This window comes from Desulfonatronum lacustre DSM 10312 (assembly GCF_000519265.1).
Lineage (GTDB): Bacteria > Desulfobacterota > Desulfovibrionia > Desulfovibrionales > Desulfonatronaceae > Desulfonatronum > Desulfonatronum lacustre.
Genome location: NZ_KI912608.1, coordinates 2,456,671 through 2,473,315, shown reverse-complemented (window position 1 = coordinate 2,473,315; position 16,645 = coordinate 2,456,671). Strand labels below are relative to the sequence as shown.

16 protein-coding genes are annotated in these 16,645 nt (G+C 61.7%); 13 read left to right on the top strand and 3 right to left on the bottom strand.

All coding sequences use genetic code 11. The features are described from left to right. Positions 1 to 2 precede the first annotated feature (2 nt). The 5 genes from DESLA_RS0111695 (at position 3) to DESLA_RS0111675 (ending at position 6,023) form a co-directional block, all read left to right on the top strand. Positions 3 to 1,208, top strand: a complete 1,206-nt coding sequence (locus DESLA_RS0111695) for a type II secretion system F family protein (protein WP_028572590.1) — start codon at positions 3 to 5, stop codon at positions 1,206 to 1,208. A 65-nt stretch (positions 1,209 to 1,273) separates the two neighbouring features. Beyond that, positions 1,274 to 2,149, top strand: a complete 876-nt coding sequence (gene metF / locus DESLA_RS0111690) for a methylenetetrahydrofolate reductase [NAD(P)H] (protein WP_028572589.1) — start codon at positions 1,274 to 1,276, stop codon at positions 2,147 to 2,149. Positions 2,150 to 2,343: 194 nt separating this feature from the next. Beyond that, complete coding sequence (locus DESLA_RS0111685) at positions 2,344 to 3,369, top strand: aspartate-semialdehyde dehydrogenase (protein ID WP_028572588.1); 1,026 nt, start codon at positions 2,344 to 2,346, stop codon at positions 3,367 to 3,369. Positions 3,370 to 3,668: 299 nt separating this feature from the next. Further along, positions 3,669 to 4,613 (top strand): aminotransferase class IV, encoded by a 945-nt coding sequence (locus DESLA_RS0111680; protein ID WP_028572587.1) that lies wholly within the window; start codon positions 3,669 to 3,671, stop codon positions 4,611 to 4,613. Positions 4,614 to 4,688: 75 nt separating this feature from the next. Beyond that, positions 4,689 to 6,023: a 3-deoxy-D-manno-octulosonic acid transferase gene (locus tag DESLA_RS0111675; protein ID WP_028572586.1), complete on the top strand. Its 1,335-nt coding sequence runs from the start codon at positions 4,689 to 4,691 to the stop codon at positions 6,021 to 6,023. On the opposite strand, the gene DESLA_RS0111670 is transcribed toward DESLA_RS0111675, so the two are convergent. Then, the gene (locus DESLA_RS0111670) at positions 5,995 to 7,101 is read right to left on the bottom strand and encodes a glycosyltransferase family 9 protein (RefSeq protein ID WP_028572585.1); all 1,107 of its coding nucleotides are present in this window, start codon (positions 7,099 to 7,101) and stop codon (positions 5,995 to 5,997) included. The genes DESLA_RS0111675 and DESLA_RS0111670 overlap by 29 nt on opposite strands. Before the next feature lie 48 nt (positions 7,102 to 7,149). Here DESLA_RS0111670 and DESLA_RS0111665 point away from each other — a divergent pair, with 48 nt between their 5' ends. Next, positions 7,150 to 8,916, top strand: coding sequence for an ABC transporter ATP-binding protein (locus DESLA_RS0111665; protein WP_028572584.1), 1,767 nt, complete (start codon positions 7,150 to 7,152; stop codon positions 8,914 to 8,916). Between the two features lie 111 nt (positions 8,917 to 9,027). Here the strand turns inward: DESLA_RS0111665 and mgtE are convergent, their stop codons facing one another. Further along, positions 9,028 to 10,404: a magnesium transporter gene (gene mgtE, locus DESLA_RS0111660; RefSeq protein ID WP_028572583.1), complete on the bottom strand. Its 1,377-nt coding sequence runs from the start codon at positions 10,402 to 10,404 to the stop codon at positions 9,028 to 9,030. Here mgtE and DESLA_RS22925 point away from each other — a divergent pair. Then, on the top strand, positions 10,403 to 10,561 hold the full coding sequence (locus DESLA_RS22925; RefSeq protein WP_156932946.1) for a hypothetical protein: 159 nt from the start codon (positions 10,403 to 10,405) through the stop codon (positions 10,559 to 10,561). The genes mgtE and DESLA_RS22925 overlap by 2 nt on opposite strands. 218 nt (positions 10,562 to 10,779) lie before the next feature. Here DESLA_RS22925 and DESLA_RS0111655 read toward each other — a convergent pair whose 3' ends face one another. Beyond that, positions 10,780 to 11,871, bottom strand: a complete 1,092-nt coding sequence (locus DESLA_RS0111655) for an NAD(P)H-dependent flavin oxidoreductase (protein WP_028572582.1) — start codon at positions 11,869 to 11,871, stop codon at positions 10,780 to 10,782. A gap of 219 nt (positions 11,872 to 12,090) precedes the next feature. On the opposite strand from DESLA_RS0111655, the gene DESLA_RS20190 reads away from it, so the two are divergent. The 6 genes from DESLA_RS20190 to truA all read left to right on the top strand — a co-directional run bounded on the left by DESLA_RS20190 (position 12,091) and on the right by truA (position 16,607). After that, positions 12,091 to 12,966, top strand: a complete 876-nt coding sequence (locus DESLA_RS20190; RefSeq protein ID WP_051434624.1) for an Mrp/NBP35 family ATP-binding protein — start codon at positions 12,091 to 12,093, stop codon at positions 12,964 to 12,966. An 86-nt stretch (positions 12,967 to 13,052) separates the two neighbouring features. After that, on the top strand, positions 13,053 to 13,958 hold the full coding sequence (locus DESLA_RS0111645; protein WP_028572581.1) for an NAD(P)-dependent oxidoreductase: 906 nt from the start codon (positions 13,053 to 13,055) through the stop codon (positions 13,956 to 13,958). A gap of 58 nt (positions 13,959 to 14,016) precedes the next feature. After that, the gene (locus tag DESLA_RS0111640) at positions 14,017 to 14,757 is read left to right on the top strand and encodes an adenosylcobinamide-GDP ribazoletransferase (protein ID WP_051434623.1); all 741 of its coding nucleotides are present in this window, start codon (positions 14,017 to 14,019) and stop codon (positions 14,755 to 14,757) included. Between the two features lie 3 nt (positions 14,758 to 14,760). After that, entirely contained in the window at positions 14,761 to 15,204 is a 444-nt protein-coding gene (fliJ, locus tag DESLA_RS0111635; protein ID WP_028572579.1) for a flagellar export protein FliJ, read from the top strand. Then, positions 15,164 to 15,820 carry a MotE family protein gene (locus DESLA_RS22920; protein ID WP_028572578.1) on the top strand — a complete coding sequence of 219 codons (657 nt, stop codon included), beginning with the start codon at positions 15,164 to 15,166 and terminating at the stop codon, positions 15,818 to 15,820. The genes fliJ and DESLA_RS22920 overlap by 41 nt, the downstream gene beginning before the upstream one ends. Before the next feature lie 4 nt (positions 15,821 to 15,824). Continuing rightward, a complete protein-coding gene (truA, locus tag DESLA_RS0111625) occupies positions 15,825 to 16,607 on the top strand; it encodes a tRNA pseudouridine(38-40) synthase TruA (protein ID WP_245590052.1) in 783 nt (260 codons plus the stop codon). Positions 16,608 to 16,645: the final 38 nt, after the last annotated feature.

The window sequence follows — 16,645 nt, the reverse complement described above, 5'->3', positions numbered from 1 at the left end:
GAATGGCCATATTTCTGTACAAAGGTCGCAACAAGCTGGGTCGGAGGGTCAAAGGCGACTTCGACGCCCCGACCTTGGAAATGGCAGAAAACGCCTTGCGTCGGCGGGGATTCACCCAGCTCAAGGTCAAGCCCAAACCCAAGGATCTGCTGGAGGGCACCTTCCTTGAGGGGAGGATCACCGACAGGGACATGGTCATTTTCAGCCGTCAGTTCTCCACCATGATCAACGCCGGGGTGCCCATCTTGCAGTCCTTGCAGATCATGTGCGAACAGACGGAAAACAAGCTGTTGCGGCGGGTGCTCTACACGGTCCGCAATGACATCGAGGGCGGCAGTTCCCTGTTCGACGCCATGCGCAAGCATCCCAAGGTCTTCACGGACCTCTACGCCAACATGGTCAACGCCGGCGAGGCCGGGGGCGTTCTGGACGTGATCCTGTTGCGCTTGGCGGACTATCTGGAAAAAGCGGCCAGACTCAAGGCCAAGGTCAAGTCGGCCATGGTCTATCCGGCCGTGGTGGTCACCGTGGCCGTGGCCGTCATCGCTATCATTCTGATATTCGTCATCCCGACCTTTGAAACCATGTTCGCGGATTTCGGCGCGGCGCTCCCGCTGCCGACCCAGATCGTGATCAACATGAGTCGTTTCGCCCAGGACAATCTGCTGTACATATTCCTGGGGGCCGTGGCCTTTGCGATCATCTTCAAACGGCTGTATCGAGTCGAGCGGGTCAAGATCATGGTGGACTTCTGGGTCCTGACCCTGCCCGTGTTCGGACCGCTGCTGCGCAAGGTGGCCGTGGCCAGATTCGGACGCACTCTGAGTACCATGGTTTCCAGCGGGGTACCCATCCTTGGGGCCTTGGACATCGTGGCCAGGACTTCCGGGAACAAGACCGTGGAGCGCGGTGTCCTGGAAGCCAAGAAAAGTATCGCCGAGGGCCAAACCCTGGCCGACCCCCTGGAAGCCACGGGCGTTTTTCCGCCCATGGTGGTCCAGATGATTTCCATTGGAGAAACCACGGGGAACCTGGACCATATGCTGGCCAAGATCGCCGACTTTTACGACAACGAGGTGGATGTGGCCGTGGAAACATTGACCTCGCTGCTGGAGCCGATGATGATCGTCTTTCTGGGGGTCGTGGTGGGGGGACTGGTGGTGAGCATGTATTTGCCCATTTTTCAGATCGGCGAGACCATCATGTAGCTGCTGGCGGGTAAGCCGAAGTTTTCAATCACTGATCACGTGCTGAAACAGACTGGAGTACAATCGTGAAAATCAAGGATTTGCTGGAACGACCCGAACGGTCGAGAATTTCCCTGGAATTTTTTCCTCCCAAGGACCGGGCCTTGTGGCCGAAGTTTTTTGATACGGCCCAGCGGCTGCGAGCCCTGGACCCGCTGTTCGTCTCCGTGACCTACGGAGCCGGCGGCAGCACCCAGGCCGCCACGTTGGAGATCGTGACCACCTTGAAACGGGATTTCAGCATGGAGCCCATGGCCCATCTGACCTGCGTCGGGGCCTCCACCCAGGTTCTGCGCTCGTTTCTGGACGATCTGAGCCGGGCCGAGGTAACCAACGTGATGGCCTTGCGCGGCGACCCGCCCCAGGGAGAGACCGCGTTCGTCCCATCGGACGACGGATTCAGTCACGCCTCGGACCTGGTCCGGTTTATCGCCGCGGAATATCCGGGCATGGGCGTCGGGGTGGCCGGGTACCCGGAGGGACATCCCGAAGCCGTCGGCCTGAAGGAGGATCTGGATTTCCTGAAAATGAAGCTGGATCTGGGCGGAGACTTCGCCGTGACTCAACTTTTCTTCGACAACGCCAGCTATTGGAAGTTCGTTCAGCGAGCCCGTGAAGCCGGGATCGCCAAGCCCATCCTGCCGGGGATCATGCCCATTTTCAGCTTGAAGTTCATTCAGCGGATCACCTCCATGTGCGGCGCGACCCTGCCGCCAGCTTTCCTGCGGGATCTGGAGCAGGCGGACGCCCGAGGCGGAGACGCGGCGGTTCAGGAAGTGGGCATGGCCCATGCCGCTGCCCAGATCCAGGATCTCCTGGACAACGGCGCGCCGGGGGTTCATTTGTACACCATGAACCGATCCGACGGATGCCTGCGGATTATGGAGCAGGTCCGGCGCTGACAGCGTTCGTCGCAATTCGTAACGGAGCATTGGAATCAAGGTCGAAATCGAAATCGCTATCGAAATCGAAATCGAAAGCAAGAAAAACAAGAACCGCGTTGTGAGACCATCGATTTCGATTGCGATTGCGAGCACGTCTATTCGTGGCCTGTTGATCGCAAAACTGAATACAATACAACAAGGAGCAACACGATATGCATGCCAAGCAGTTGCGAGTCGGCGTGGTGGGCGCCACGGGAGCCGTGGGCAGGGAAATGCTCAAGACGCTGGAACAGCGGGAATTTCCGGCGACCAGTGTTCGTGCCCTGGCTTCCTCCCGGTCCGCTGGCCAGGAAATCCCGTTCATGGGCGGCCAATTGACCGTGGAAGAACTTGACGAAAATTCTTTTCACGAGCTGGACTTGGCGCTCTTTTCCGCTGGGGGGGGGACGTCGGAAAAGTATGCGCCCATCGCCGTCCGATCCGGGTGCGTGGTGGTGGACAATTCCAGCGCCTGGCGCATGGATCCGGAGGTCCCTTTGGTGGTTCCGGAGGTGAACCCGGACGATTTGGCCCGGCATAAGGGAATCATCGCCAATCCCAACTGTTCGACCATCCAGATGGTCGTGGTGCTCAAGCCCCTGCACGACGTCGGCAAAATCAAGCGGGTGGTGGTCTCCACCTACCAGGCCGTTTCCGGGACCGGCCAGAAGGCCATCAAGGAAATGGAGACCCAGGTTCGCCAGATGTTCAACATGCAGGAACCCGAGGCCGAGGTGTACCCATACCAGATCGCTTTCAATTGCCTCCCGCACATCGACGTCTTCCTGGACAACGATTACACCAAGGAAGAAATGAAGATGGTCCTGGAGACCCAAAAGATCATGGGCGACGAGACCATCCGGCTGACCGCCACCACGGTCCGGGTGCCGGTGTTCTATGGTCACAGCGAGTCCGTGAACGTGGAGACCGAAAAGAAGATCACTCCGGCCGAGGCCCGGGTGATCCTGGCTCAGGCTCCGGGCGTGCAGGTCTTGGACAATCCCAGGGAGAAAATCTATCCCATGCCCATCCACGCCGCGGGGGAGGACTTGACTTTCGTCGGCCGCATCCGCGAGGACGAATCCATTGCCAACGGACTGAATCTGTGGGTCGTGGCGGACAACCTGCGCAAAGGCGCGGCCCTGAACGCCGTGCAGATCGCGGAGGCGCTGGTGGAGCGGGACCTGATCAGGGTTTAGCAGTTGAAAAACTCCCAATTGCTGCGTCGCTGCAAAAAGTTCAAACTCTCACGTATCAGTAAATACGCTTCGACCTTGATTCGATTGCCAGGACGGCAAATCGAAAATGTGGCGCAGCCACAGCCCGCAAGGGCCGGACACAGGACGTGTCCCGGTAGCTTTTTTTGCTCCTTGCACTTGGGGTTTTTGAACGGACTGTCGAGTTAGGACTTTTTCAACACTCACTAACTGGTTCTCGTTTTTCGCGGCCCGACTTTCGGGCCGCATGACATTGTATGGGACGAATTCGGAGTAGGATGATGCTTACCGTCGTTAACGATTCAGATGCCTATCTGGAGCGGCTGCTCCAGGCCCCCAGGCCGGGGATCGGCGAAGTTACGGCCTTTTACGATCACCGGGTCGGCGTGATCGGCACGGACCCGCGGCTGATGGTGCTGCCCCTGGACGACCACATGGTCCACCGGGGAGACGGGGTTTTTGAGACCATGAAATTCGTGGAGCGCAAGCTCTACCAGCTTGATCCGCACGTGGACCGGCTGATGTTTTCGGCCCGGTCGATTTTTCTGGAGCCGCCCTGCCCCTGGGAGGACCTGAAGACCATGATCGTGGACGTGGCCCGGGCCGCGAATACGGACCAGGGGATGGTGCGCATCCTCCTGGGACGCGGGCCCGGAGGATTCGGCATCGACGCCCGGGAATGCCCCAAGGCCGGCCTGTACATCGTGGCCTATGCCCTGCATCCGCGGCCCGAGTCCGCCTATGAAAAAGGCGTCACGGCCTCGCGCTGCTCCATGCCCGCCAAGCGCGGCCTGATGGCCAAGATCAAGAGCGTCAACTATCTGCCCAACGTGCTGATGAAGCGCGAAGCCGTGCAATCGGGCTGCGACTATTCCCTGTGCTTTGACGACGACGGATTCCTGGCCGAAGGGGCCGTGGAAAACGTCTGCCTCGTGGACGCCCAGGGACGCCTGGTGGTTCCGGAGCTGAACAACGCTCTGACCGGGACGACTCTGATGCGCGCCCTGGATGCGGTCAAGGACGAAATGCCGGTGGTCTTCCGCCAGGTCACGGAGGACGACGTCTACCTGGCGCGGGAGGTGATCCTTCTGGGCACGACCATCGACGCCCTGAGCGTGATCCGCTTCAACAAGAAGCCCATCCATGACGTGCGGCCGGGGCCGGTGAGCAAAAAAATGCGCCGGTTTCTGATCCAGGATCTCCAGGATAACGGCATTGTCCTGTAGCCGAGCCTGTCCCAAGTCTCACGCGGTCCGAGGCAATCTCCTGACCAAGCCGTCTTGGTTGCGTTGAAACGGCGCATGCTCCTGCTCTATCGCCTGCTTTTCCCCGTTGCCCTGCTGGCGGCCCTGCCGTTCTACCTGCCGCGGATGCTTCGCCGGGGCGGCTATGCCCGGCACTTCGGCCAGCGCCTGGGGCGGGTGCCGGTACTGCCGCCCCAGCCTGCCGGAGTGCGCCGGGTATGGATTCATGCCGTCAGCGTCGGTGAGCTGCAAGCTCTGGGGCCGCTGCTGGAGTTGTTGCGCGAGGAGCATCCGGCGATTCAAATCGTGATGACCACCACCACCAGCACGGGCTACGCTCTGGCGGAACGCAAGTACGAGCCGTATTTGACCTACCTCGGCTATTTTCCGGTGGATTTCTGGCCGATCAGCCGACGGACCTGGAGTCGACTTCAGCCGGACCTGTGCCTGCTGATGGAGGGGGAAATCTGGCCGGAGCACCTGCATCAAGCCCGGCTCCGGGGAGTCCCCACGGTGTTGATCAATGCCCGGCTCTCGGAGCGGTCCTTTCGCCGCTGGCACGCTTTGCCGCGTCCGCTGCGCGAACCCTTCGCCATGCTGTCACGGATTGTGACCGCCTCGGAGGAGGACGGGCGGCGCTTCGCGCGACTGGGGATCACGGAAGATCGCATCGTGACCAGCGGAAACCTCAAACTGGATATGACCCCGGCCCCGATCCTGGTTTCCGCGGAATTGGAGCAGTTGCGTACGGACCTGGGCCTGGGTCTGGAGGCGGGGGGGGATCGTGCGGACTGCGAAGACCCGGCACGCCCTCTGGTTTTAGCTGGAGCCTCCACCTGGCCGGGGGAAGAAGAAATGCTTCTCCGGGTGGCCTGCAAGCTCACGGACCACGGGCTGCCGTGCAAGCTCCTGCTGATCCCCCGACACGCCGAACGTCGGGCCGAGCTGAGGGGTTTGCTGATCAAGGAGGCCGTCGCCGCGCACTTTCGCTCTTCCGGTTTGGCCGAAGGTCCGGTGAATGTGGCCGTGGCCGACACCACCGGAGAGATGGTCGTTTTGCTCCAGGCCGCGGATGTGGTCTTCGTGGGCAAAAGCATGGCCCCGCACCAGGGAGGTCAGAACCCCATCGAGGCCGCGGCCTTGGGCAAACCCGTGCTGTTCGGCCCGAACATGCAGAATTTCCGGGCCGTGGTCGATTCCATGCTCGCGGCAAAGGCCGGCCAGGTCGTCCGGGATGAAACGGAAGTGTTCGACACTGTGGCGATGCTGTTGCGCGATCAGACCGCGCGGCGAGACATGGGCCGGGCGGCCAGGAACTGGCACCGAGCCGGGAAGGGAGCCACGCGGCGGACCGTGGACGCGATCACCCGCTTTCTTGAGCCAAATCGCTGAGTTGTATCCGGATGGCCTCCAGCACCGCCCCCAAGGCCACCTCGGGCCGAAGCAACCCCATGTCGCCACCAGGCGCGCACAGGACACGATTGCGTCGGTCGTCTCCGGGATACGGGCGGTACTTGGCCGGGGCCGTGGGACCGAACAGGGCCAGGGTCGGCACGCCCATGGCCGCGGCCAGGTGCAGCGGCCCGCTGTCGTTGCCGACCACCAGACGGGCCTGGGCGATGAGCCAGGGTAATTCGGAAAGGGAGGTTTGCCCGGTCATGTTCAGAAAACGCGGAGTGTTCGATTCCGAAAAGCCCGCGAGACCGGAGGGACTTGGCACGGCATGGGCTCCGGCCCAGGCCGCGAAAGCGTCGGGTAGGGCGTCGAGCAGCAACTTGGTCAGCGCCGCATAGCCCGGCCAATTTTTTTCGGGCCGACTGCTTTCGGGAAACAGCAGGATCGGGCCCGAAGTCTGGTTTGAGGTCTGGCCTGGCGTCGGGCTTTTCGTGGAAAGCTCTGGCGATCCGGGGCGGTCTGCGTGAACGTTGTCGCGAAGGGTTCCGGGCGGCATTTCCGGCAAACGTCCAAATAACCGGAAAGGCGATCGGGAGGGCGACCGGAAAGGCAGCCGGGCGACGACATTCCTGGGCAAGCCCAAAAGAGGCAGAAACTCGGCCAAGACGTCCACGGCGTGGGCGTCGCGGCCGGCGGTTGGCAAGGGCGTGCGCCGATGGTAAGCGATCCTCGCCCCTTCACGGGCGTCGTCGCGACCGACGACCACGTCGGCCCGGGCCGCCAAGGCGATCAGTCCGCTACGGGCCAGGCCCTGCATGTCCAGGACATGGGAATAGCGCCGTTTGCGCACGGCGCGGATCAAGCGCAGAAACCCCGTTGGCCCGCCATGGCGCTGGAAGAGCAGGACGTCGTCCACCACCGGACAAGCCGCCACCAGCGGCGCGAAAACGTCCCGGCAGACCCAGTCGATCCGGGCCTCCGGAAATCCGACCTTGATCATTTGGGCGACGAGTAGTCCGTGAACGATGTCCCCGAGGGACGAAGGCTTGATGATCAGAACCGTGGGAGAATGCATGACGATACTATATACCGATGGAGTACTTGCAGGGGGTGACGCGCTACGATGCGAGTAAAGCAAAGCGAAGGATTGTTCAAACGTTTTCTGCCCTATTTCGCCCTGCTGGGCGCGGTGCGGCTGCATTTCGCCGCGGCCATCTTTTTCGGGGTAATCTTCGGCATAGCCAGCGGCTTCGGGCTACCCTTCATGGCCGACCGGGTTTTTCCGGTCATTTTCGGTCCGGAACCGCCATCCACGGCCATGCTGCTGGCGGTGACCGCGCTCATTCCCGTCGTCTTTCTGATCCGCGCGGCCAGCGGCTTCCTGAACGTCTATCTGATCCACTACTGCGGCGGGAAGGTGTTGGAAGCGCTGCGGGTGCGGGTCTTCAGCAAACTGCAGGAACTGCCGCTGGCCTTTTATCAGAAGAACAAAAGCGGCGACCTTCTGGCTCGGGTGGTCAACGATACCGGGCAGTTGCAGGGGGTGGTGACCACCGTGGCCAACGACCTGATCAAGCAGCCGCTGACCTTTGTCGGAGCCCTGGGCGCGGTGGTCTACCTGTCCATGAAGCAGCAGGACCTGCTCTTCGTGCTGCTGGCCTTGCTACTGGTGCCGATTTGCATCCTGCCCATCCGGATCATCGGCAAGAAACTGCTCCACCGGGCGCACCGGTTTTTGGCCCAGACCGCGGACCTGACCACCATCCTGAACGAAAACCTCACGGCGACCAAGGAAGTCCGGGCCTTCGGCCTGGAAAAGCGGGAAATCCGCAAGTTCGAGCAAGCCGCTCAGAGTCTGTTCCACTGGGCCATGAAGGTGGTCAAGTATTCGAACATTCTTTCCCCGACCATCGAAGTGGTGGCCGCCGTCGGGGTGGCCGGGGCCGTGTTTTATGCGGCCTCCAGAGGGGTCAGCCTGGAGACGATCCTCCCCTTGATTTTCGCGCTGTACATGGCTTACGAGCCGGTCAAAAAACTGGGGCGGATCCATAATGAAATCCGCAAGGGCGAAGCCTCCCTGGAGCGCCTGGAGTATATTCTGAACACCGAGGACACGGTCCCAGATCCCGAAATTCCTCAGAGCCTGTCACTGGGCCAGGTGCGCGGGGAAATCCGTTTCGAGCGGGTCTTTTTCGCCTATGAGCAGGGCATCCCGGTGCTCCAGGACGTCAACGCGACCATTGCTCCCGGCGAGGTGGTGGCCCTGGTGGGGCCCAGCGGGGCGGGCAAGACCACCTTCGCGAACCTGATTCCCCGGTTCTACGACGTTTCCGCGGGTGCGATCCATGTTGACGGCCTGGACGTGCGCGACGTGCGCAAGGAAGACTTGCGCCGGGCCATGGCCATCGTGCCCCAGGACCCGGTGCTGTTCAACGACACGGTGCGCTCCAACATTCTGGCCGGCAACCAGGACGCCCCGCCCGAGGCCGTGGAATACGCCGCGCAGCGGGCGTTCGCCCACGAATTCATCCAGGAACTGCCCCACGGGTACGAAACCGTGGTCGGCGAAAAAGGCATGCGCCTTTCCGGCGGCCAGAAGCAACGCCTGGCCCTGGCCCGGGCTTTCCTGCGCAACGCCCCGATCCTGATCCTGGACGAGGCCACCTCGGCCCTGGACGCAACCAGCGAGGAAATGATCCAGCAGGCCCTGTCCGGATTGATCCAGGACAAGACCGTGCTGATCATCGCCCACCGCTTCAGCACCATCCGGCTGGCGTCACGAATCTTCCTGTTCCAAAACGGTCGGATCAAAGCCACCGGGGACCACGAAAAGCTCTACATCACGTCCAACGTCTACAAGAAGCTCTATGATCAGCAGTATATGGCGTAGGCGATGAATGCTTGATTTTTCCCATCCCTATCCGCGAAATCCTTTTTTTTCTCTTGGTCGTCGAGAGTGTTTTGCGGAGTTTCAGAATCCGAAGGCGCTGCTCCCTTGGCTTTATACGACATGTTGCAGACCGAGATACCAGGTGGCGATGCCGAAATAAATTAAAATTCCGAAAATGTCGGCCAGGGAGGCGATCAGCGGGGCGCTGGCCGTGGCCGGGTCCAGTCGCAGGCGGGTCAGCAGGAAGGGCAGGGACATGCCCATCAGGCAGCCCATGAGGACGATGGTGACCATGCTCAGGGCCACGACCACGGTCACGTCCGGCCCGACCCGGAATATCCCGATCATGGACACCGCCATGCCCATGCACAGCCCGATGGCCAGGGCGATGAGGATTTCCCGGCTGAGCAGCTTGAACCAGTCCTTCATGTGGACTTCCCCAGTGGCCAGGGCGCGGACCATCAGCGTTGCGGATTGCGATCCGGCGTTCCCGCCGCTGCCGATGAGCAGGGGCAGGAAAAAGACCAGGGACACCACGGCCTGGATGGTGTGCTCGAAATAGGCGATGCCGGCCCCGGAAAATATGTTCACGAAAACCAGGGCCAGGAGCCAGGGGACGCGCTTCAAGAAAAGGTAGTAGAGGTCCGCGGGCTTGAACCCGCTCAGGTCCGAGGCCGACGGACCGAACCCTTCGGCGATGGAGCCCATACGGTGGAAGTCCTCGGAGGCCTCTTCCTCAATGACGTCGTGGACGTCGTCAAAGGTGATGATTCCGATCAATGCGTCCTTTTCGTCGACCACCGGCACGGCCAGGATGTCGTACTTGGCCATGGTTTTGGCCACGTCTTCCTGGTCGTCGTCGACATGGGCGGTGACCGGGTCTCGGCGCATTACGTCCTCGACTTGCTTCTCCGGCGGCGCCATGATCAGGTCCCGTAGCGAGACCAGGCCGATCAAGCGACGCTCCTCGTCGATGACGTAGGTGTAGTAGATGGTCTCCTTGTCCGGGGCTTCCAGGCGCAGCTTGTCCAGGGCCTGCCGCGCGGTGAGGGACGGCTTGAGCACCGCGTAGTCCGAGGTCATGATCGCCCCGGCGGTTCCCTCTTCGTAAGCGCCCAGACGGATAATGTCCTCCCGCTCCGCCCTGGCCAGCAGCCGCAGGACGTTCTGGCGACGTTCTTCCGGGAGGAGCTGGATCAGGTCCACCCGTTCGTCGGAGAACATGTTGGTGATGATTTCCGCCAGCCGCTTGTCGGACAGGCGGAGCACGATGTCCACCTGCAGGTCCGCGTCCAGTTGTCCCAGAACTTCCGCGCTGTGGTGCGGAAAGAGGATCTCCAGGACCTGGGCCGCGTCCTTCGTGGACAGCTCATCCAGGGAATCGGCCAGGTCGGCCGGGTGCAGGGATGCCGTGAAATCCCGGAGCGCCTTGGGATTTCCGGCCTCCAGGTACTCGTTCAGCGTCGAGATGATTTGTGGATCTTTCATGGAGCGCGTCCTGACCCGTGGTCCTGTGGCCCGTGGTCGTGAGCAGGGGCGCGCCGAAGAAGGGACTCCTCGGGAACGGACTACGCGCTGCTACTGCGTGGTTTCCCCGAAAAGCGGTGCGCCGTGCCGACTCGCGGGCAAGGCCGAGGGAGGTTGAGATTGTCGGGTGCTACTGCCACCTTCGTCCATTCGTATAGACTCCGTCTTGAGGTAATCGGAAACGGGCGTTTTGAAACCGGCCCGAAAAAAGGCGAAAAAAAACGCCATAACCAAGCAGATGGTTCGTAACTGGTTTCAGGCGTGAATTCAAGAGACACGAAAAAAGACGAGGCCACGACGCCTCGTCTTTTTTCGTGTTCTCGACAACCGATGAGACTACGCCGACGCGGGGGCCGCGCAGGCGGCGTCGTACTCGGCCTCCAGGGATTCCATCAATTCCTTGACCGAAAGCAGCTCTTTCACCCGGTGCGCCGTTTGTCCCGCGAAGGCGAAGCCGAGATTCAAACGCCCTTTTTTGGCGTTGGACAGAGCCTGGGCGATGCAATACGGGCTTTTCTTGACGTCGCAGGTGACGATGCAGTGGTAGGGGCATTTGTACGGCTTGCGTTTGCCTTCCTCCACATCGGCCAGGAACTGGTTCTTCAGGGCCCGACCGGGCATCCCCACCGGGCTTTTGATCACGGTGACGTCGCCCTCCTTGGCGTCGACAAAGGCCTGTTTGAAGGCCAAGTCCGCGTCGCACTCGTGGGTGGCCACGAAGCGGGTTCCCAGTTGGACCCCGGCGGCTCCCATACGCAGATACTTGCAGATGTCCGCCCCGCTGAAGATGCCGCCCGCGGCGATCACCGGAATGGCCCGTCCGTGTTCCTGCTCAAAGGGCTTGACCGCGTCGATCACTTGAGGGACCAAGGTTTCAAGCTGGTATTCCGGATCGTCCAACTGCTCGGCCTTAAAGCCCAAGTGTCCGCCGGCCAGAGGCCCTTCGACCACGAAGCCGTCCGGAAGATAGTTGAACTTGGAGAGCCATTTTCTGCACATGATGGCCGCGGCCCGACCCGAGGAAACGATGGGCACCAGCTTGGTTTGCGAGTCCTCGGTGAGATACTTGGGCAGGTCGAAGGGCAGGCCGGCGCCGGAAAAGATGACGTCGATCTTCTCCTGGATGGAAGTTCGAACCAGGTCGGCAAAATTGCTCAGCGCGACCATGATGTTCACGCCGAGGATGCCTTTGGTCATTTCCTTGGCCTTGCGGATTTCCCGCTGCAGGGCGCGGATGTTGGCCTCGGCGTAATTTTTGGCCAGATCCGGCTCACTCATGCCGATCATGGCCGCGGAAATCACGCCGACTCCGCCTTGATTGGCCACGGCGGAGGAGAGGCCGGACAGGGATATGCCCACGCCCATGCCGCCTTGGACGATGGGAACCTTGGCAACCATGTCGCCAAAACGTAAACTGGGAAACGTCATGATGTGTTTGACCTCCAAATTAGGCGGACCGGGCCTTCCCCTGTCGACGAATCGGGGTTAGTGGCTGAACCGCGTTTGTCTCTTGTTTTGCGCGTGTTCTTATACCATTCTCGAGTCGTCGGCAATTCGTCCGGCCTTGTTCGTCCGGGCCGGGTACGCTTGCCTGAGACGCTTGCTTCAGATTGTTTTGCAAACCAACCATTGAGGAGATTTGAGATTATGAGCAACCATGCGTGCGAATCCTGCTCGGACAAGCAGGGATGCGGCGGGAAAAACGAGGAAGAGCAGGCCCTGTGCACTGCTTTGGCCAGGATCAAGAACAAAATCGTCGTCCTGTCCGGCAAGGGCGGCGTGGGCAAGAGCACGGTGGCCGTGAACCTGGCCCAGGCCCTGGCCATGGCCGGCATGAAGACCGGGCTGTTGGACGTGGACGTCCACGGACCAAGTCTGCCTCGGCTCCTCAGCCTGGGCGGAGAACGGGCCCGGCTGGATGCCGGGCGGCTGGAACCGCTCAGCGCCGGACCGAATCTGTGGGTCATGTCCCTGGGGTTTCTCCTGTCCAGCGCCAGCGAGGCCGTGATCTGGCGCGGACCGGCCAAGATGGGCGTGATCAAGCAGTTTCTGCGCGACGTCGCCTGGGGCGATCTGGATTATCTGGTGGTGGACTGCCCTCCGGGGACCGGAGACGAGCCGCTTTCCGTCTTGCAGCTTCTGGGACCGGAGGCCAAGGCCTTGATCGTGACCACCCCTCAGGGAGTGGCCGTGGACGACGTCCGCCGCTCCGTGACCTTCTGCGCCGAGTTGGGCAATCCGGTGCTGGGCATCGTGGAAAATATGAGTGGTCACGTCTGTTCCAAATGCGGCCAGGTGGAAAATATATTCGGTAGCGGCGGGGGCGAGGCCTTGGCCGGAGAGGCCGGAGTGCCGTTTCTGGGAAAAATCCCCCTGGACCCGGAAGTGGCCCGGGCCGGGGACGAAGGATTCGCCTTTTTGCGCGTCCACTCCGACGGCCCCACGGCTCAAGCCATGACCCGGATCATCGCACCCATCCTGGCCATGGCCGGAAGCCCGACGGAGAAGCCGCTTCAGGTTTGACGCTTGGCCGTGTTCGTCGCGTGAGAATCGCTGACGCGGCCCACGGACAATGCGATGTCCAATGCAATAAGCCAAGGAGGAAAACGATGACTAACGACATGAGTGTCGTGACGCCGGAAACTACGAGGATTGGATGGATCGGGACCGGGGTGATGGGGTTGTCCATGTGCGGGCATCTTCTGGACGCCGGATATAAGGCCGTGGTGTTCACCCGGACCAAGGCCAAAGCCCAAATCTTGCTGGATAACGGCGCGGACTGGGCCGACTCGCCCAAGGCCGTGGCCGAAGCCGCGGACGTGGTGTTCACCATAGTCGGCTTCCCTCCGGATGTCCGGGAAGTGTATTTCGGGGAACGAGGGCTGGTGGCCGGTTTGCGACCGGGCCGGGCCTGCGTGGACATGACCACCACCAGTCCCAGCCTGGCCGTGGAAATCGCCGAAGCCGCGCGGCAACGCCAAGCCACCGCCCTGGATGCTCCGGTTTCCGGAGGGGACGTGGGCGCGCGCAACGCCAAGCTGTCCATCATGGTCGGCGGGGACGAAACGACTTTTCAGGCCGTGCTTCCCCTGCTCAAACTGATGGGCGTGAACATCGTCCATCAGGGACCGGCCGGGGCTGGTCAGCACACGAAGATGTGCAACCAGATCGTCATCGCGGGGACCATGATCGGAGTTTGTGAAAGTCTGATCTACGCGGCGGCGGCCGGATTGGAGCCCACCAAGGTCCTGGAATCCGTGACCAAAGGCGCGGCCAACTGCTGGAGCCTGGAAAATCTGGCCCCACGCATTCTCAAGAGCGACTATGCCCCGGGATTCATGATCGACCATTTCATCAAGGACATGGGCATCGCCCTGGACGAGTCCCGGCGCATGGGCATCCATTTGCCCGGACTGGACCTGGTGGAACGGCTGTACAAGGAAGCCTCGGCCCTGGGTCACGGCCGCGACGGAACCCAGGCCCTGTATCAGGCCCTGAAAGCCATGAAGCCGTAGTCGCGTCCTTCTTAGTGGTTGCGAATGTTTGTTTATTATCAGACCCGCGAGGCGTTGCTTGCGAATATGGCATGAATTCATCCTGGCCGCCGGGTTTCTGACCCGGCTGGCTCCGGCCCGGATCGCCGACGCCGAAACCCTGGGTCGCGGGGTGCGTTGGTTCCCTCTTGTCGGGCTGTACCTTGGCTTTGTCGCGACGCTGCCCTTCATGCTCGGCCTGGGCGAGGGCCGCCCATGGGTTCAGGCTTGGCTGTGGTTGGGGCTGACCATGGTTTTGACTCGCGGCTTGCACTGGGACGGCTGGGTCGACCTGTGCGACGCCTGGGGCAGTGGGGCCCGGGGGGAGCGCTTCTGGGAGGTGCTCAAGGACAGCCGGATGGGAGCCTTCGGCGGCATGGGGCTGTTCATGGGGCTGACGGGGTACGTGATCCTGTTGCCGGAAATATTCGCCCATGGAGCGTGGGGAGTGCTGATCTGGGCTCCGGTCCTGGGGCGGACCGCGGCCGTGGGCCTGGCTTGGCGGACCCGTGAGCTGGGTCGACCAGGCCTGGCCGGGATTTTTCTGGCCGCGGCCACGGGCCGGCGTTTGGCCTGGGCCGTCGGGACGGCCTTGGCCCTGGGAATCGCGTTCGTGCCCTGGAAGGCACTCTTGTTCAGCGGCCTGCTGGGCTGCGCGGGCCTGCTGTTTTTGATCCGCCTGGCTCGACTCCGGGGCGGCGTCAACGGCGACTTCCTGGGAGCCGGAATCGTCTGGTGCGAGCTGGGCGTTTTTCTCGGATGGATACTCGCCGGTACATGAATCATGCCCAAGCCGTTTCATTTTTCCCTGGAAAACGTTCTGGACTACCGGCGTCAACTTGTGGACAATGCCCGGTTGGAGCTTGCGGCGGCTCAGCGGGACTATCAGACCCAGGCCCGGAGAGTCGAACAGCTCCGCGCCAAACAGGACGAAGCGGGCGCTCGTTTGGAAAGCCGTCACCTGCTGACGCCCGACGAGTTCTGGCTGTGGAGCACCTATAGGGAACGCCTTTTGCAGGATGTGCAGCGTGAAGAGTATCGACTGCAAAACCTGGCGAACCGGGTCGCCTCATGTCGGGGCGAACTGATCCAACGATCCAAGGACGCCAAGATTCTGGAACGACTTCGAAACAAAAAAGCCCTGGAATTCCATGCGCAAGAAAAAAGCAACGAGCAAAAGGACCTCGATGAAATGGCAACCATTCGGCATCAATATAAAGATTTCTAATCTTCTGGCCGCCGTGGCCGTACTCAGCTTGTGCAAGCTGATCTTCCTGGCCGTCTGGAGCGGAACCGACGTTTCGGATCATCCGGGAAGCGTCGTGGCCGAGGCCGTCCTGGCCACTACGAAACCGGCCCACGCCCAAGAAGGCCCGGCCGCGGAGATCCCCGGAGCGTGGGACGTGGCCCAGGCCGACGCACCGGGCCAAAACGCCGGGGCACCACGACAAATGGCGGCCCAGGGCGACCTCTCCGAGGAGTGGCAAAATCTGCGGCGACGTCAGGAGGAGGTTCAACGACAGGAGCAGACCTTGCGCGCTTTGGAAAACGAACTCGACGCCAAGCTGAATCGCCTCCAGGCGTTGGAGTCCCGGATTCAGGGCATGCTTGAGGAAGCGGATGTGCTCAAGGATCGCAAGATGAAACATCTTGTGGACGTCTACTCCAACATGAAGCCTCGTGAGGCGGCCAAGGCCCTGGAGGCGTTGGAAGAACCCGTGGCCGTCAAGATTTTGTCCGGGATGCGCGGTCGCAACGCCGGCGAGGTGCTCTCCTTCGTGGACGCGGAAAAGGCCGCTCGCTTGACCGAAGCCCTGACCAGGATGCAACTCCCTTTGCAATAATCCGGTGACGACGATTGATTCCGCGATCCGCCTGAAGTTCCAGGTCGCCTACATCGGGACCGGATTCCACGGCTGGCAGCTTCAGGACGGTGCCCGTACGGTCCAGGGATGCCTGGAGGCCGCCTTGGAGCGACTGGCCGGTCGCCCCGTCCGGGTCCATGGGGCGGGACGGACGGACGCGGGAGTTCACGCCCTGGGGCAGGTCGCCCATGTGGACGTGCCCGCAAACCGCCGCGATCTCCCGTGGCAGCGTGCTTTAAACGCGCTTTTGCCCCCGGACGTGACCATTGTCCGCCTGGAGCAAGTTTTCGAAACCTTCCACGCTCGTTTCGACGCGATCCATAAAACCTACACTTATACCCTCTGGCACGAACCGCGATGGCTGTTGCCCCAGCGCAGGGCCTGTGTTTGGCAGGTCGGCGAACTGGACCGGGACGCCATGGCGCAATCAGCTTTGAAACTGCTTGGCCGCAGGGACTGGTCCGCGTTTCAAAATCGAGGCACTCCGGTCCGCAGCCCGGTGCGCACGGTGCAAGACATTCATGTCCGGGCTGGAATATATCCGCAAGAAAGCGTTTGGTTGTTCACCGCCGACGGCTTTTTGAAGCAGATGGTCCGCAACCTTATGGGCTGTCTGGTCATGGTCGGCAAGGGCCGATTGACCACGGACCAGGTCATGAACATTCTCGCGCAAGGGTGCCGTGAATCGGCTCCGGCAACGGCTCCGGCTCGTGGGCTGTGCCTGGAGCGGGTGGACTACCGGGACGGGTCTGGCGAGGTTTTTTGAATCCGGGTATTGTTGGACGCCGCGTCTGCAGACGGTTT

Coding starts and splice junctions, on each gene's coding strand:
- DESLA_RS0111695 (WP_028572590.1), top strand. CDS start 3: ATGGCCATATTTCTGTACAAAGGTCGCAACAAGCTGGGTCGGAGGGTC.
- DESLA_RS0111685 (WP_028572588.1), top strand. CDS start 2,344: ATGCATGCCAAGCAGTTGCGAGTCGGCGTGGTGGGCGCCACGGGAGCC.
- DESLA_RS0111680 (WP_028572587.1), top strand. CDS start 3,669: ATGCTTACCGTCGTTAACGATTCAGATGCCTATCTGGAGCGGCTGCTC.
- DESLA_RS0111675 (WP_028572586.1), top strand. CDS start 4,689: ATGCTCCTGCTCTATCGCCTGCTTTTCCCCGTTGCCCTGCTGGCGGCC.
- DESLA_RS0111670 (WP_028572585.1), bottom strand. CDS start 7,101: ATGCATTCTCCCACGGTTCTGATCATCAAGCCTTCGTCCCTCGGGGAC.
- DESLA_RS0111665 (WP_028572584.1), top strand. CDS start 7,150: ATGCGAGTAAAGCAAAGCGAAGGATTGTTCAAACGTTTTCTGCCCTAT.
- DESLA_RS22925 (WP_156932946.1), top strand. CDS start 10,403: ATGGAGCGCGTCCTGACCCGTGGTCCTGTGGCCCGTGGTCGTGAGCAG.
- mgtE (WP_028572583.1), bottom strand. CDS start 10,404: ATGAAAGATCCACAAATCATCTCGACGCTGAACGAGTACCTGGAGGCC.
- DESLA_RS0111655 (WP_028572582.1), bottom strand. CDS start 11,871: ATGACGTTTCCCAGTTTACGTTTTGGCGACATGGTTGCCAAGGTTCCC.
- DESLA_RS20190 (WP_051434624.1), top strand. CDS start 12,091: ATGAGCAACCATGCGTGCGAATCCTGCTCGGACAAGCAGGGATGCGGC.
- DESLA_RS0111645 (WP_028572581.1), top strand. CDS start 13,053: ATGACTAACGACATGAGTGTCGTGACGCCGGAAACTACGAGGATTGGA.
- fliJ (WP_028572579.1), top strand. CDS start 14,761: ATGCCCAAGCCGTTTCATTTTTCCCTGGAAAACGTTCTGGACTACCGG.
- DESLA_RS22920 (WP_028572578.1), top strand. CDS start 15,164: ATGAAATGGCAACCATTCGGCATCAATATAAAGATTTCTAATCTTCTG.